At 52.5% G+C, this 15,423-nt stretch carries 11 protein-coding genes and 2 tRNA genes; 3 read left to right on the top strand and 10 right to left on the bottom strand.

What is annotated here, in order from left to right:
- Positions 1-51 precede the first annotated feature (51 nt).
- The 4 genes from infB to OGX96_RS03985 form a co-directional block, all read right to left on the bottom strand.
- Positions 52-2,742: a translation initiation factor IF-2 gene (infB, locus tag OGX96_RS04000; RefSeq protein ID WP_003828710.1), complete on the bottom strand. Its 2,691-nt coding sequence runs from the start codon at positions 2,740-2,742 to the stop codon at positions 52-54.
- Positions 2,743-2,766: 24 nt separating this feature from the next.
- On the bottom strand, positions 2,767-4,254 hold the full coding sequence (gene nusA, locus OGX96_RS03995) for a transcription termination factor NusA (protein WP_003024992.1): 1,488 nt from the start codon (positions 4,252-4,254) through the stop codon (positions 2,767-2,769).
- A 28-nt stretch (positions 4,255-4,282) separates the two neighbouring features.
- Positions 4,283-4,735: a ribosome maturation factor RimP gene (gene rimP / locus OGX96_RS03990; RefSeq protein WP_003024996.1), complete on the bottom strand. Its 453-nt coding sequence runs from the start codon at positions 4,733-4,735 to the stop codon at positions 4,283-4,285.
- Between the two features lie 207 nt (positions 4,736-4,942).
- A tRNA-Met gene (locus tag OGX96_RS03985) sits at positions 4,943-5,019 on the bottom strand.
- A gap of 333 nt (positions 5,020-5,352) precedes the next feature.
- On the opposite strand from OGX96_RS03985, the gene argG reads away from it, so the two are divergent.
- The gene (argG, locus tag OGX96_RS03980; protein ID WP_267438712.1) at positions 5,353-6,696 is read left to right on the top strand and encodes an argininosuccinate synthase; all 1,344 of its coding nucleotides are present in this window, start codon (positions 5,353-5,355) and stop codon (positions 6,694-6,696) included.
- 196 nt (positions 6,697-6,892) lie between these two features.
- Here argG and OGX96_RS03975 read toward each other — a convergent pair.
- The 3 genes from OGX96_RS03975 to OGX96_RS03965 all read right to left on the bottom strand — a co-directional run bounded on the left by OGX96_RS03975 (position 6,893) and on the right by OGX96_RS03965 (position 8,382).
- Positions 6,893-6,979 (bottom strand) — tRNA-Leu (locus tag OGX96_RS03975).
- 9 nt (positions 6,980-6,988) lie between these two features.
- Complete coding sequence (gene secG / locus OGX96_RS03970; RefSeq protein WP_003025000.1) at positions 6,989-7,321, bottom strand: preprotein translocase subunit SecG; 333 nt, start codon at positions 7,319-7,321, stop codon at positions 6,989-6,991.
- 167 nt (positions 7,322-7,488) lie between these two features.
- Positions 7,489-8,382, bottom strand: coding sequence for a LysR family transcriptional regulator (locus tag OGX96_RS03965; RefSeq protein ID WP_008785916.1), 894 nt, complete (start codon positions 8,380-8,382; stop codon positions 7,489-7,491).
- A gap of 148 nt (positions 8,383-8,530) precedes the next feature.
- On the opposite strand from OGX96_RS03965, the gene iadA reads away from it, so the two are divergent.
- On the top strand, positions 8,531-9,664 hold the full coding sequence (gene iadA / locus OGX96_RS03960; protein WP_198801734.1) for a beta-aspartyl-peptidase: 1,134 nt from the start codon (positions 8,531-8,533) through the stop codon (positions 9,662-9,664).
- 10 nt (positions 9,665-9,674) lie between these two features.
- A complete protein-coding gene (gene dcuC / locus OGX96_RS03955; RefSeq protein WP_048215463.1) occupies positions 9,675-11,141 on the top strand; it encodes a C4-dicarboxylate transporter DcuC in 1,467 nt (488 codons plus the stop codon).
- A gap of 44 nt (positions 11,142-11,185) precedes the next feature.
- Here the strand turns inward: dcuC and glmM are convergent, their stop codons facing one another.
- The 3 genes from glmM to ftsH all read right to left on the bottom strand — a co-directional run bounded on the left by glmM (position 11,186) and on the right by ftsH (position 15,397).
- Positions 11,186-12,523, bottom strand: a complete 1,338-nt coding sequence (gene glmM / locus OGX96_RS03950) for a phosphoglucosamine mutase (protein WP_008785919.1) — start codon at positions 12,521-12,523, stop codon at positions 11,186-11,188.
- The gene (folP, locus tag OGX96_RS03945; protein ID WP_020996352.1) at positions 12,516-13,364 is read right to left on the bottom strand and encodes a dihydropteroate synthase; all 849 of its coding nucleotides are present in this window, start codon (positions 13,362-13,364) and stop codon (positions 12,516-12,518) included. Before folP ends, glmM begins: the two co-directional genes overlap by 8 nt.
- Before the next feature lie 98 nt (positions 13,365-13,462).
- Positions 13,463-15,397, bottom strand: coding sequence for an ATP-dependent zinc metalloprotease FtsH (gene ftsH / locus OGX96_RS03940; protein WP_003025013.1), 1,935 nt, complete (start codon positions 15,395-15,397; stop codon positions 13,463-13,465).
- Between the last annotated feature and the right edge of the window lie 26 nt (positions 15,398-15,423).

Below are 15,423 nucleotides of genomic sequence, written 5' to 3'. Positions count from 1 at the left end.
CATTGCCGGATGTCGGCGTAAACGCCTTATCCGGCCTACACCCGAACAACCTTAAGCAATTGTACGTTTGATCTCGATGATCTCGAACACTTCGATCATATCGCCAACGCGAACGTCGTTGTAGTTCTTAACGCCGATACCACATTCCATACCGTTACGGACTTCGTTGACGTCATCTTTGAAGCGGCGCAGGGATTCCAGCTCGCCTTCATAGATAACCACGTTGTCGCGCAGTACGCGGATTGGGTTGTGACGTTTAATCGTGCCTTCGGTAACCATACAGCCTGCGATAGCGCCGAATTTCGGTGATTTGAACACATCACGAACTTCAGCCAGACCAATGATCTGCTGTTTCAGTTCCGGAGACAGCATGCCGCTCATCGCTGCTTTCACTTCGTCGATCAGATGATAGATGACGGAGTAGTAACGCAGATCCAGGCTTTCTGATTCGATAACTTTACGTGCAGAGGCATCAGCACGTACGTTGAAGCCAACCAGAATCGCGTTGGATGCCGCAGCCAGGGTCGCGTCGGTTTCGGTGATACCACCTACGCCAGAACCGATGATCTTCACTTTTACTTCGTCGGTAGACAGTTTCAGTAAAGAGTCGGAAATCGCTTCTACAGAACCCTGTACGTCAGCCTTCAGCACGATGTTCACTTCGTGAACTTCGCCTTCGGTCATGTTGGCGAACATGTTCTCAAGTTTAGATTTCTGCTGACGAGCCAGTTTAACTTCACGGAATTTGCCCTGACGGTACAGTGCAACTTCACGCGCTTTCTTCTCGTCACGAACAACAGTAACTTCGTCACCCGCAGCCGGAACACCGGACAGACCGAGGATTTCCACCGGAATGGACGGACCTGCTTCCAGTACTTCCTGACCCAGTTCGTTACGCATCGCACGAACGCGGCCGTATTCGAAACCACACAGAACGATATCGCCCTTGTTCAGGGTACCTTCGCGAACCAGGACGGTAGCAACCGGGCCACGACCTTTATCCAGGAAGGATTCGATAACCGCACCGCTCGCCATACCTTTACGCACAGCTTTCAGTTCCAGTACTTCGGCTTGCAGCAGGATAGCATCCAGCAGTTCGTCGATACCGGTGCCCGCTTTCGCAGAAACGTGAACGAACTGGCTCTCGCCGCCCCACTCTTCCGGCATGATGCCGTACTGGGACAGTTCGTTTTTAACGCGATCTGGATCCGCTTCCGGTTTATCGATTTTGTTGACTGCAACAACTACCGGCACACCTGCCGCTTTCGCGTGCTGGATAGCTTCGATAGTCTGCGGCATCACGCCGTCGTCTGCTGCAACAACCAGAACAACGATATCCGTCGCCTGAGCACCACGAGCACGCATGGAGGTAAACGCGGCGTGACCCGGGGTGTCCAGGAAGGTGATCATACCGTTGTCAGTTTCAACGTGGTACGCACCGATGTGCTGAGTAATGCCGCCCGCTTCGCCAGAGGCCACTTTCGTTGAACGAATGTAGTCCAGCAGAGACGTTTTACCGTGGTCAACGTGACCCATGATGGTCACTACCGGTGCGCGCGGTTCAGCCGCAGCGCCGGTGTCACGGTCGCTCATTACTGCTTCTTCCAGTTCGTTTTCACGACGCAGGATAACTTTGTGGCCCATCTCTTCGGCAACCAGTTGTGCGGTTTCCTGGTCGATGACCTGGTTGATGGTCGCCATTGCGCCCAGTTTCATCATTGCTTTGATGACCTGAGAGCCTTTGACCGCCATCTTGTTCGCCAGATCGCCAACGGTGATGGTTTCGCCGATCACAACGTCACGGTTAACGGCCTGAGCTGGCTTCTGGAAGCCCTGCTGCAGAGCGGAACCTTTACGCTGCTTACCGCCTTTACCGCCGCGAACCGCTGCACGTGCTTCTTCACGGTCAGCTTTAGATTCAGCGTGTTTGTTACCTTTCTTCGCCGGACGCGCTGCTTTAGTGCTGCGAGTACGACCACGACCGCCTTCAACTTCACGATCGTTCTCGTCTTCAGCCTGGCGAGCATGCTGAGAGGTGGTGACGTGATAATCACTGGTGTCTTCGACAGGTTCAGCGTTATTCACACCATTTTTCTCGTTTTCTTCCGCCATACGGCGAGCTTCTTCCGCTACGCGGCGCGCTTCTTCTTCAAGCTTGCGACGTGCTTCTTCTTCCGCTTTACGCTTCAGTTCTGCGGCTTCATTTTCACGGCGGGCTTTTTCGGCCTGGGCGGTTTTAGTCATATCGTCGGTCTGTTGATTGCTCACTTTGTCTTTTTCCGCAGCTTCACGTTTCGCTTTATCAGCGGCTTCACGCTTAGCTTGTTCTGCGGCCTCACGTTCGGCTTTTTGTTGCGCCTCGCGTTTGGCAGCTTCTTCTGCCTCACGACGGGCTTGCTCTTCCGCTTCACGCTGCGCCTGCTCTTCCGCGGCAAGGCGTTCAGCCTCTTGCGGATCGCGTTTCACAAAGGTGCGTGTCTTGCGGACTTCGATTTGTACCGATTTGCTTTTTCCACCGGTACCTGGAATATTGAGAGTACTGCGCGTTTTACGCTGCAATGTCAACTTATCCGGCGCTGAGCCGTTTTCACGGTTCAAATGCGCCAGTAAGGTTTGTTTCTCTTGTGCGGACACAGAGTCGTCAGCAGACTTCGGGATACCGGCATCAGCAAATTGCTGTACCAGGCGATCTACGGAAGTCTGTATCTCTGCAGCCAGCGTTTTTACGGTTACATCTGTCATACTGTTCCTTCCTGCTACAGTTTATTACGCTTCGTCGCCGAACCAGCAAATATTACGGGCAGCCATAATCAGCTCACCGGCTTTTTCGTCGGTCAACCCTTCGATATCAGCCAGATCATCAATGCCCTGTTCAGCGAGATCTTCCAGCGTACAAACACCACGGGCCGCCAGTTTGAAGGCCATCTCACGATCCAATCCTTCCAGATTCAGCAGATCGTCAGCCGGTTTGTTATCACCGAGGCTTTCTTCCTGGGCCAGTGCCAGAGTGGTCAGTGCGTTTTTAGCACGCTCGCGCAGCGCTTCAACGGTCTGTTCATCCAGGCCGTCAATTTCCAGCAGTTCTTTCATTGGCACGTAGGCCAGTTCTTCCAGCGTCGCAAAACCTTCTTCCACCAGAACGGTCGCGAAATCTTCATCGATATCGAGATATTTGGTGAAGGTATCGATGGCTGCATGTGCTTCAGCCTGATGCTTCGCTTGCAGGTCATCAACGGTCATCACGTTGAGTTCCCAACCGCTCAGTTGTGAAGCCAGGCGGACGTTCTGACCATTACGTCCAATCGCCTGAGCCAGGTTACCGGCTTCAACCGCGATATCCATGGTGTGTTTGTCTTCATCCACCACGATAGAAGCGACGTCTGCTGGTGCCATTGCGTTAATCACGAACTGCGCCGGGTTATCATCCCACAGGACGATATCGATACGCTCGCCGCCCAGTTCGGTAGAAACCGCCTGAACGCGCGCACCGCGCATACCAACACAGGCGCCGACCGGATCAATACGCTTGTCGTTGGTCTTAACGGCGATTTTCGCACGCGATCCCGGATCGCGAGCAGCCGCTTTAATTTCGATAACTTCTTCGCCGATTTCCGGCACTTCAATGCGGAACAGCTCAATCAGCATTTCCGGCTTGGAACGGGTTACGAACAGCTGTGCACCGCGCGCTTCCGGGCGAACTGAGTACAGAACGCCACGAATACGGTCACCAGGGCGGAAGTTTTCACGCGGCAGCATGTCTTCACGCAGGATCACAGCTTCAGCATTGCTGCCCAGATCCAGTGAAATGTTGTCGCGGTTTACTTTCTTCACCACACCGGTGACGATTTCGCCTTCATGTTCGCGGAACTGATCAACAACCATTGCGCGTTCAGCTTCACGTACTTTCTGTACGATAACCTGCTTCGCGGTCTGGGTAGTGATACGGTCAAAGGTGACAGATTCAATCTGATCTTCAACATATTCGCCCACGTTCAGACTTTCGTCTTCGAAGCGTGCCGCTTCCAGCGTAATTTCTTTGGTCGGCTGAGTAACTTCTTCTACGATTACCCAACGACGGAAGGTATCGAAATCACCGCTTTTACGATCGATTTCTACGCGAACGTCGATCTCTTGCTCATATTTTTTCTTTGTTGCTGTAGCCAGCGCACTTTCCAGCGCTTCAAAAATTTTCTCGCGTGGCAGCGCTTTTTCGTTGGATACGGCTTCAACAACAGCCAAAATTTCTTTGTTCATCGCGGGCTTTTCACCTCAATCCAGACTGTTAAAAGTGGGGAACCAGGTTCGCCTTCTGGATATTACTCAGCGCGAACACTTCATCTTTGCCTTCGACTGTGACCGTGATCATCTCACCGTCCACCGCTTTGATAACGCCCTGCCATTTACGACGGTTTTGTACCGCCATACGAAGAACCAGCGTGACTTCTTCACCCAGGAAACGCACGTAGTGTTCAGCTGTGAACAGAGGACGGTCGAGACCCGGAGAGGAGACTTCCAGGTTATAGGCAACGGTGATTGGGTCTTCGACATCCATCACGGCGCTTACCTGATGGCTCACATCAGCACAATCATCAACATTGATGCCATCTTCACTATCAATATAGATGCGCAGTGTGGATGTGCGACCACGAATAAATTCGATGCCGACCAGTTCGTAGCCCAGGGCTTCAACTGGCGCTGTAATCATCTCTGTTAATTTTTGCTCTAATGTGGACAAGCCCACCCCCAAGACATAAAAAAAGGGCCTAAAGCCCAGTTATTCTGTAGTCAGATAACAAAAAACCCCGATAAATCGGGGCTTTAGATAACTGAACCCTATAACCGCACCTGCGGTTCGGAGAACCTTCCGAAAGAATTTTTTTCAAATCCAGCTACGAAGGCCTAAGTCTTCACAGTATATTTGAAAAAGAACTCTAAGGGAAAGTGGTTGCGGGGGCCGGATTTGAACCGACGACCTTCGGGTTATGAGCCCGACGAGCTACCAGGCTGCTCCACCCCGCGCCTGAAACGTGGCAAATTTTACTCGTTTTGGGTAAAAAATGCAAATACTGCTGGGATTTGGTACCGAGACGGGACGTAAAATCTGCGCACAGTATATTGATTCACTATGCGTTATGTCAACCTTGTTACGACTATGCAAATCAATGAATGCTGCCCAGCGCTAGCCCAGCAAGATAAATATGCCGCCCACGCCGTTATTTAACGAAATTATCACTAAACTCTTCCTGTCATCCAGAAAAGATGATTAAATGAAAACTCATTTATTTTGCATAAAAATGCAATTAACATAATAAGCCAACCTCTTCACCAGTCTATCAAGCAGGGTTTTATTTTATGACGACGATTCTCAAGCATCTCCCGGTAGGTCAACGTATTGGTATCGCTTTTTCCGGCGGCCTGGACACCAGTGCAGCACTGCTGTGGATGCGACAAAAAGGGGCTGTCCCATATGCATATACTGCGAATTTGGGCCAGCCGGATGAGGATGACTATGACGCCATTCCTCGCCGTGCAATGGAATATGGTGCTGAGAATGCTCGCCTGGTAGATTGCCGTAAGCAGCTGGTTGCCGAAGGGATCGCTGCCATTCAGTGCGGTGCATTCCACAACACCACCGGCGGACTGACCTATTTCAATACCACCCCGCTGGGCCGTGCCGTGACCGGCACCATGCTGGTTGCCGCCATGAAAGAAGATGGTGTAAACATCTGGGGCGACGGTAGCACCTATAAAGGTAACGATATTGAACGTTTCTATCGTTACGGTCTGCTGACCAACGCCGAACTGCAGATTTACAAACCATGGCTGGATACCGATTTTATCGATGAACTCGGTGGTCGCCATGAGATGTCCGAATTTATGATTGCCTGTGGTTTCGACTACAAAATGTCCGTTGAGAAAGCGTACTCAACAGACTCCAATATGCTCGGTGCGACTCACGAAGCAAAAGATCTGGAATTCCTGAATTCCAGCGTCAAAATCGTCAACCCGATTATGGGCGTGAAGTTCTGGGATGAGAGCGTGAAGATCCCGGCAGAAGAAGTGACCGTGCGTTTTGAACAGGGTCATCCGGTTGCTCTGAACGGTAAAACCTTCAGCGACGACGTTGAGATGATGCTGGAAGCCAACCGTATCGGCGGCCGTCACGGTCTGGGTATGAGCGATCAGATTGAAAACCGTATCATTGAAGCGAAGAGCCGTGGCATCTACGAAGCCCCGGGGATGGCATTGCTGCACATCGCCTACGAGCGTCTGCTGACCGGTATCCATAACGAAGACACCATTGAGCAATATCACTCTCATGGTCGTCAGTTGGGCAAACTGCTGTATCAGGGCCGTTGGTTCGACTCGCAGGCATTGATGCTGCGTGACGGTCTGCAGCGTTGGGTCGCCAGCCAGATTACCGGCGAAGTCACGCTGGAACTGCGCCGCGGCAACGACTACTCGATCCTCAATACCGTGTCCGACAACCTGACTTATAAGGCTGAGCGTCTGACCATGGAGAAAGGCGAGTCAGTATTCTCACCTGACGATCGTATCGGCCAGTTGACCATGCGTAATCTGGACATCACCGATACCCGCGAGAAGCTGTTCGGCTACGCGAAAGCCGGTCTGTTGACCGCCTCTTCCGCAACCGGCCTGCCGCAGGTTGAGAATCTGGAAAATAAGGCGAAGTAAAGATTCACTATCTTAAGGCCGCGAAAGCGGCCTTTTTTATGCGCGAAATATAAGGTGTCTGTAGGCCTGATAAGCGTAGCGCCATCAGGCGTTGTAATAATGTCGGATAAGGTGTTAACGCCTTATCCGACCTACAGGATAGCCATAAATAACAGACGAAAAAAAAGACGCTTTGCAGCGTCTTTTTTTTGGAATTTGGTACCGAGGATGGGACTCGAACCCACAAGCCCGTTAGGGCACTACCACCTCAAGGTAGCGTGTCTACCAATTCCACCACCTCGGTACAGAATACTTAGCGTGGGATATCGCTGGTCGGCTGAGCCGGAGCAGCTGGCTGAGTTTGCTCGGTTTTCGCCGGTGCGCTCAGATTTTCCCACTCACTTCCTTTATTGGTCTTATTGCTGTTCATGTTACCCAGCACCAGACTGATGATGAAGAACAAGGTTCCCAATACAGCTGTCATACGGGTCATGAAGTTACCAGAACCACTTGAACCAAACAGAGTACCAGAAGCGCCTGCGCCAAAAGAGGCTCCCATATCAGCGCCTTTGCCTTGCTGCAGCATGATCAAGCCTACCAGGCCAATTGCCACAATAAGGAAAACTACTAAAAGAGCTTCGTGCATAATCAACCTGTTCCTTGCGGAGTTGCCGCGTACAATGCTTCGACCATTAAAGCGGGAATATTTACTGTTTCCCACTGAAGCGGGTGTGAATACTAACCAAAGCGAATAACCTTCGCAAGGGCAATTTGTTAGCATTGTATCAACTGCGGAAAAAATCGCCATATCAATCAAAAACGCAGCAACTTCTCCCAGCATCTCTGCATAACGGCACGTTGATCTTCAAGATTCGCCCATACCACAACGGGGATTTCACAAATCAGGTCTGTATTTTCTGGCCAGCAGTGAATAATTTGCTGATTCACCAACTCTTCCGCCACCATCGATTCAGGTAACCAGGCCATTCCCATATGGCGCAGTACCATTTCTCGTATCGTTTCGCTTAAACCACTCTCAAATACTTTTTTTAGCCGTGGGCGGACGCGTTGTTCTGCCGACTCAATAATACGTCTGACAAAGGTGTAGTCGCTATAGCATAGCCACGGAATCGGAGCATGCGGATCATTAAGCGCATCAGCCAACTGGGCGGAAATAACCGGTATAAATCGCTCATACCGCCATAGTGAACGTTTTAACCCTCCGGCGATCTCCAGCCCCGGCTGGGCAGACGGTAAATCGTAGGTTACCAGTAAATCAATTTGCCGGTTCATCAGGGCATTGAAGTGGTTGTCTATCCCCTGGATACTGGCGTTTACCGTAAAGTTTAACTGCGGCTCACTCTGTCGCAGGTAGTTGATCATATCCGGCAGGATATTCACCGACAGCGTATGCAGGCTGACCATCACCAGCGTGTTATCCGTTGCTGGCGTCATCGCCGACAGCTCATGGCGTGCCTCTGTTAACGTGCTGAGAACGTGCCGGGCATAAGGTTCAAAGCGTTCACCATAGCGCGTCAGCGTGACAGGGGTCGTTGTCCGGTCAAACAAAGGTACGCCCAGCACCTCTTCCAGCGCCTTTATACGCCGACTCAACGCAGGTTGAGTAATATGCCGCTGCGCAGCGGCCTGAGAGTAGTTTCCATGCTGGCTCAAGGCCAGAAAATCTTCCAGCCACTTACAATCCACGTTGTGCTCTCCGCCATGCCATAACCGCATCCTCCAATAACAAATCGGTAATAGTCATAGTTATAGTAATGGCTTTATGGTGGGCATCATAACAACAATATTTCGTTTCACCTGCCGACTCTCACCCTCGACGTTTGACAGGACCGCTATGTTTACTTTATTGACCAATGCCCGTGTTTTTTCTCCTGAGGATTTAGGCCTCTGCTCCCTGCTCATTCATGCCGACCGAATTGTGGCGGTAGAAAAAGATATTTCATTGTTTGATGGCATCAACGAGGTCATCGATTGTCGGGGTAAATGGGTTATCCCTGGTATCATCGATCAGCATGTTCATCTCACCGGTGGCGGTGGTGAAGCCGGATTTGCCAGTCGGACGCCCGCCGTCAAGCTGCGCGATCTGATTCAGGCAGGTATTACCACGGTGGTTGGCGTGTTAGGCACCGATGCCATTTCTCGTTCCCCCAAAGATCTCTACGCTAAAATGCAGTCTCTCAACCTTGAGGGATTACGCGCGTTTATGCACACGGGAGCCTACGCCGTTCCCAGCCCAACTATTACGCGATCCATCCGCGATGATATGGCCTTCATTCCGGCAATTCTTGGTGTAAAAATCGCCCTCGCCGATCACCGCGGTTCTTACCCCTCTTTCCAGGAGTTGCTGAGGATAGTGAGCGATATTCGCGTCGCTTCCCTGCTGGCTGGGAAAAAAGGCTTGCTGCATGTGCACCTGGGGAATCTGCCGGAAGGGATGTCGCAACTTATTGAGCTGTGTGATGCGGGTATTCCGATTCACCATATTTCACCGACGCATGTTGCGAGAACTGAACCCTTGTTCGAACAGGCGATTGCTTTCGCCCATCGCGGCGGCCATATCGATATTACGTCCGGTGGCAGTCGTTTTATGCCTCAGGAGCAAGCGATTCTCCACGCACTCGACGCACAGGTTCCGGCGGAGCGCATCACGATCAGTTCTGACGGCAATGGCAGCGTTCCGCGCTTTAACGCTCAGGGTATCGTTGAAGGTTTAAGCGCGGCACCGGTCGCAGGCAATCTTAACCTGCTTCCTCGCCTGATTGATGTCGGGATTCCGGTGCCACAGGCCATCGCGATGCTGACGGCAAACGTTGCGCGCTCGCTGGGTATTTCCGGGGGCGTGCTCTGCGCCGGGGAACGTGCCGATATCTGTGTACTCAATGATGACCTCTCGCTGGCCCATCTGTTTGCCGCGGGTAAACCGTTGCTGCGGGATGGCGAGTGCCTGGTTACCGGCAACTTCGAGTAAGGGGGCAAGAATGTCATTGCTACTGGCGCTAATCGCCATCATTTTTGCCGGACGTCTGATCCTCAAAAAATATCACCCCCAGTCGGTACTGTTATTGACCGGGATTGTGCTGTTGCTTATCGCGCATTTTAGCGGAATGACCTCACTCAGTGGCCTGGTGAAAAAGAGCACCGGATTTGGCCCCTTTGACGCCTTTGAGTTTATTCGCGATACCCTGAGCGTGCGTCTCGGCGGCCTCGGTCTGCAAATTATGCTGATTGGTGGTTTTGCCACTTATATGTCGGCCATTGGCGCAAGCCAGGTACTGGTTCGGGTGACGTCTCGTCCTTTGCAACGGCTGAACTCGCCATATCTGCTGCTGGGGCTGGCACTGCTATTGGGTCAATTCCTGTCGCTGTTTATCAGCAGCGCCACCGGATTGGGTCTGCTGCTGATGGCGACGCTTTACCCGCTGCTTACCCGTCTTGGCTGTAGCCGCGCCGCGGTTGCCGCCGTTATCGCCAGTACCTGTGCGGTTGAGTTTGGCCCCGGCTCCGGCAACTCTGTTCTCGCCGCCAAAACCGCAGGCATCGAGGTCGTGAACTATTTCGTGCAGGATCAGTTGCCGATCGTTGTGCCCGTCATTCTTTTCATCGCCCTACTGCATATTGTTGTGCAACGCTTTTTTGACCGTCGGGAAAGTGGCGACAATGCAGCTCAGCAAATGCAGACATTAACGGCGACTGATGAAGCCGACGCACCTATCGCCTGGCTGTTTCTGCCCATGCTGCCGCTGGTATTGATGCTGGTGTGCAGCGATTTAGTATTCAGCTCTCTCAAGATCACGCTGGATACCGCCGTACTGATAAGCCTCGCTATTACGCTGGTTTGTGAGTACTGCCGTCATCGCAAGGCGCGCGAGGTGATGGCTGGCGTACAAAAGGTTTTCGACAGCATGGGCAGCGTTTTTGCCACCGTCGTGACACTGATTATCGCCGGTGAAGTCTTTTCCGCCGGACTGAAAGCCATTGGTGCCGTTGACGCACTGTTGTCACTTTCCGGTGAATTTGGCCTCAGCGCCGCCTCTATTATCCTGCTGATGACCCTGATCACCTTCGCAATTTCAGCGCTGATGGGCTCCGGGAATGCGGCATTTTTCTCCTTCGCACCCATGGTGCCGGACATCAGCCGTCATATCGGTAGCGATATCGCTGTCATGATGTTGCCTATCCAGATCTCGGCGGGTATTGGTCGTACACTATCGCCCATCGCCGGCGTAATCATTGCTATCGCAGGGATTGCAGGTGTCTCGCCTGTGGATATTGTTAAGCGTACCGCGATTCCGATGCTGGGCGGTTGGCTACTGATGATTGCGTTAACCTTTGCCCGGTCTGGGCATCTGCTGGCGGTTCTGCCGTGGCTGGCAGTCCTTGTGCTACTGATGGTCGGTGGTTACTTCTGGCAGCGCCGACGTAAACAGCAGCTTGCCGTACAGTAAAAAAAAGCCGGAGTCTCAGACTCCGGCTTTCACTTTCTTCGGAATTACGCCGCTTTCACAGCATCGGCAATACGGTGGGCGAATTCAGTCACCTGCGCTTCGTCTTCACCTTCAACCATCACACGAATTAACGGTTCGGTACCAGACTTACGCAGCAGGACGCGTCCACGGTTACCCAGCGCCGCTTCCACTTCCGCCATCACCGCTTTCACGTTTTCATGTTCCAGTGGATCGCCGCTACCTGCTGTGTATCGTACGTTAACCAGCAGCTGTGGGAACATTTTCATGCCGCTGCACAGGTCGTGCAAGCTCATATGGTTGCGTACCATCGCCGCCAGCACCTGCAGACCCGCCACGATACCGTCACCAGTGGTGGTTTTGTCCAGCAGGATCACATGACCTGAGTTTTCGGCACCGATACGCCAGCCTTTTTCCTGCATTTTTTCCAGCACATAGCGGTCGCCAACTTTTGCACGGGCAAACGGAATACCCAGCTGTTTCAGCGCCAGCTCGAGGCCCATGTTGCTCATCAGCGTACCTACCGCGCCACCGCGCAGCTGACCCTGACGCAGGGCTTCACGGGCGATGATGTACATGATCTGATCGCCATCGACCTTATTACCTTCGTGGTCAACCATAATGACACGGTCGCCATCGCCATCCAGCGCAATACCCAGATCGGCTTTTTCCGCAATCACGCGCGCCTGCAGAGCACGGACGTCGGTGGCGCCGACTTCTTCATTGATATTCACACCGTTTGGCTCACAGCCAATGGCAATCACGTTTGCACCCAGTTCACGCAGTACATTTGGCGCAATGTGGTACGTCGCACCGTTAGCGCAATCCACCACAATTTTAAGTTCATTCAGGCTCAGTTCGTTCGGGAAGGTGCCTTTGCAAAACTCGATATAACGACCGGCAGCATCAACGATACGCGTGGCTTTACCCAGTTCAGCGGAATCCACGCAGGTGATCGCTTTTTCCATCTCGGCTTCAATGGCTTCTTCCACTGCATCTGGCAGTTTAGTCCCGTCGGTAGAGAAGAATTTAATCCCGTTGTCATAGTACGGGTTGTGCGAAGCGGAGATAACAATCCCGGCCTCAGCACGGAAGGCGCGCGTCAGATACGCAACGGCGGGTGTTGGCATTGGCCCTGTGAATGAGGCTGAGAGTCCGGCGGCAGCCAGGCCCGCTTCCAGCGCAGACTCCAGCATATAGCCGGAAATACGCGTATCTTTACCGATAATAATTTTACGTGAACCATGACGAGCAAGCACTTTCCCTGCAGCCCAGCCCAGCTTGAGCACAAAGTCAGGAGTAATTGGGGCATCGCCTACGCGACCGCGGATCCCATCAGTGCCAAAATATTTACGATTACTCATAGCGTTTTTTTTCCTTTGCAGACAATGTGGCTTCCACCACACGCATCGCTTCTACGGTTTCTTTGACGTCATGGACACGAACGATCTGCGCCCCCTGCATTGCGGCAATCACCGCGCACGCAAGGCTACCGCTCAGGCGTTCAGATGGCCCCACATTCAGTAACTGGCCAACCATTGATTTTCGTGACATCCCAACCAGCAATGGCAGATTAAAATGATGAAACTCAGACAAACGTGCCAGTAATGTGTAGTTGTGAGTGAGATTTTTACCGAATCCGAATCCGGGGTCGAGCAACAATTTATCTTTTGTGATTCCAGCCCGCTCGCAACGTGCTATTTGCTCAACAAAGTAATGGTTTACCTCAGCAAAAACATCCTCATACTTTGGCGCTTCCTGCATGGTTTTCGGCTGCCCCTGCATATGCATCAGGCAAACCGGTAATCCGGTCTCCGCTGCGGCTTCCAGCGCTCCAGGCTCCGAGAGTGAGCGAATATCATTGATGATATGCGCGCCAACTCTGGCGCATTCGCGAATCACTTCGGGTTTTGAGGTATCGACCGAAATCCACACTTCAAAACGCTGAGCAATCGCCTCGACCACTGGGATCACTCGCTGCAACTCTTCTTCCACACTCACATCAGCCGCGCCCGGACGCGTGGACTCACCGCCCACATCAATGATAGTCGCCCCGGCGTTAATCATCAGGTTTGCGTGTTTCACCGCTTCAACCAGAGAGTTGTGCGCTCCACCATCGGAAAATGAGTCTGGCGTAACGTTCAAAATCCCCATGACGTGCGGATGGCTGAGATCCAGTGAAGAACCCTGAGCAAAGAGTTTCATAGTTTTATCCCTGGTAAAATCTTGAATATGCAGATAAGAAAAACCCCGGAGCAAGCCCCAGGGTTTTCAATTAAAACACGGTCATCATCAACGATAACTTATTTGTCGCCCAGTTGCTCTGACATAGTGCCAGAGTCCGGCGCACGCGGTTCATCAACCGGACGCGGTGCACTCGGCTTACCGGTGCTACCAGAGTTGTTGTTAGAAGAACCCGGTTCTTCCCAACCCGCTGGCGGACGTACGTCGCGGCGAGCCATTAGATCGTCAATCTGCGGCGCATCGATGGTCTCATATTTCATGAGCGCATCTTTCATTGAGTGCAGAATGTCCATGTTTTCGTTCAGCAAACGACGTGCACGGTCATAGTTACGCTCAATCAGCAGCTTAACTTCCTGATCGATAATGCGAGCGGTTTCATCGGACATGTGTTTCGCTTTCGCCACAGAACGTCCCAGGAACACTTCGCCTTCTTCTTCAGCGTACAGCAACGGACCGAGTTTATCGGAGAAGCCCCACTGAGTAACCATGTTACGCGCCAGATTAGTCGCGACTTTAATGTCGTTCGACGCACCGGTAGAAACATGTTCAGCACCGTAGATGATCTCTTCCGCCAGACGGCCACCGTACAGTGTGGAGATCTGACTTTCCAGTTTCTGACGGCTGGCGCTGATTGCGTCGCCTTCAGGCAGGAAGAAGGTCACACCCAGCGCACGACCGCGCGGGATAATCGTTACTTTGTGCACCGGATCGTGTTCCGGTACCAGGCGACCGATAATCGCGTGGCCAGCTTCGTGATACGCGGTAGATTCTTTCTGCGCTTCCGTCATCACCATGGAGCGACGTTCCGCACCCATCATGATTTTGTCTTTCGCTTTTTCGAACTCAACCATCGACACTACGCGCTTGTTGCCACGAGCAGCAAACAGCGCCGCTTCGTTCACCAGGTTCGCGAGGTCCGCACCGGAGAAGCCAGGTGTGCCACGTGCAATGATTGCCGCATCGATATCCGGAGACAGCGGTACGCGACGCATATGCACTTTCAGGATCTGTTCACGACCGCGAACGTCTGGCAGACCAACCACAACCTGACGGTCGAAACGGCCTGGACGCAGCAGCGCAGGGTCAAGAACGTCCGGACGGTTAGTTGCCGCGATAACGATAATACCTTCGTTACCTTCGAAGCCGTCCATCTCAACCAGCATCTGGTTCAGAGTCTGTTCACGTTCATCGTGACCACCGCCCAGACCTGCGCCACGCTGGCGACCTACGGCGTCGATTTCATCGATGAAGATGATGCACGGTGCCGCTTTCTTGGCTTGTTCGAACATGTCACGCACACGAGATGCACCGACACCCACGAACATTTCCACGAAATCAGAACCGGAAATTGTGAAGAATGGAACCTTCGCTTCACCTGCGATAGCTTTCGCCAGCAGGGTTTTACCCGTACCCGGAGGACCAACCATCAGGACGCCTTTCGGGATTTTACCGCCCAGTTTCTGGAAACGGCTCGGTTCGCGCAGATACTCAACCAGCTCAGCGACTTCTTCTTTTGCTTCGTCACAACCCGCAACGTCAGCAAAAGTCGTTTTGATCTGATCTTCCGTCAGCATGCGCGCTTTGCTCTTGCCGAACGACATGGCACCTTTGCCACCACCGCCCTGCATCTGACGCATGAAGAAGATCCAGACACCAATCAGCAGCAGCATTGGGAACCAGGAAATGAAGATAGAAGCCAGCAGGCTCGGCTCTTCAGGTGGTTCGCCAACAACCTTGACGTTTTTGGTCAGCAGGTTATCAAGCAGCTTCGGATCGTTAACCGGGATGTAGGTCGTGTAACGGTTACTATCTTTCTTGGTAACGTTAATCTCACGTCCGTTGATCTTCGCTTCACGAACCTGGTCCTGATTGACCTCTTGCAGGAAGGTAGAGTAATCAACCTTACGGCCATTAGACTCGCTGGGCCCAAAGCTCTGGAATACTGACATCAGCACAACGGCAATGACCAGCCAGAGAATTAGGTTTTTCGCCATGTCACTCAAGGGATTAACCTCATATT

This window comes from Citrobacter sp. Cpo100, assembly GCF_030332595.1.
Lineage (GTDB): Bacteria > Pseudomonadota > Gammaproteobacteria > Enterobacterales > Enterobacteriaceae > Citrobacter > Citrobacter portucalensis.
The sequence above is the reverse complement of the archived record's forward strand: the minus strand, read 5'-3'. Positions and strand labels throughout refer to the sequence as shown.

Excerpts from the sequence above, each read along its gene's own strand:
- ftsH (WP_003025013.1), bottom strand. The coding sequence starts at position 15,397 with ATGGCGAAAAACCTAATTCTCTGGCTGGTCATTGCCGTTGTGCTGATG.
- secG (WP_003025000.1), bottom strand. The coding sequence starts at position 7,321 with ATGCACGAAGCTCTTTTAGTAGTTTTCCTTATTGTGGCAATTGGCCTG.
- glmM (WP_008785919.1), bottom strand. The coding sequence starts at position 12,523 with ATGAGTAATCGTAAATATTTTGGCACTGATGGGATCCGCGGTCGCGTA.
- argG (WP_267438712.1), top strand. The coding sequence starts at position 5,353 with ATGACGACGATTCTCAAGCATCTCCCGGTAGGTCAACGTATTGGTATC.
- nusA (WP_003024992.1), bottom strand. The coding sequence starts at position 4,254 with ATGAACAAAGAAATTTTGGCTGTTGTTGAAGCCGTATCCAACGAAAAA.
- iadA (WP_198801734.1), top strand. The coding sequence starts at position 8,531 with ATGTTTACTTTATTGACCAATGCCCGTGTTTTTTCTCCTGAGGATTTA.
- infB (WP_003828710.1), bottom strand. The coding sequence starts at position 2,742 with ATGACAGATGTAACCGTAAAAACGCTGGCTGCAGAGATACAGACTTCC.
- dcuC (WP_048215463.1), top strand. The coding sequence starts at position 9,675 with ATGTCATTGCTACTGGCGCTAATCGCCATCATTTTTGCCGGACGTCTG.
- folP (WP_020996352.1), bottom strand. The coding sequence starts at position 13,364 with ATGAAACTCTTTGCTCAGGGTTCTTCACTGGATCTCAGCCATCCGCAC.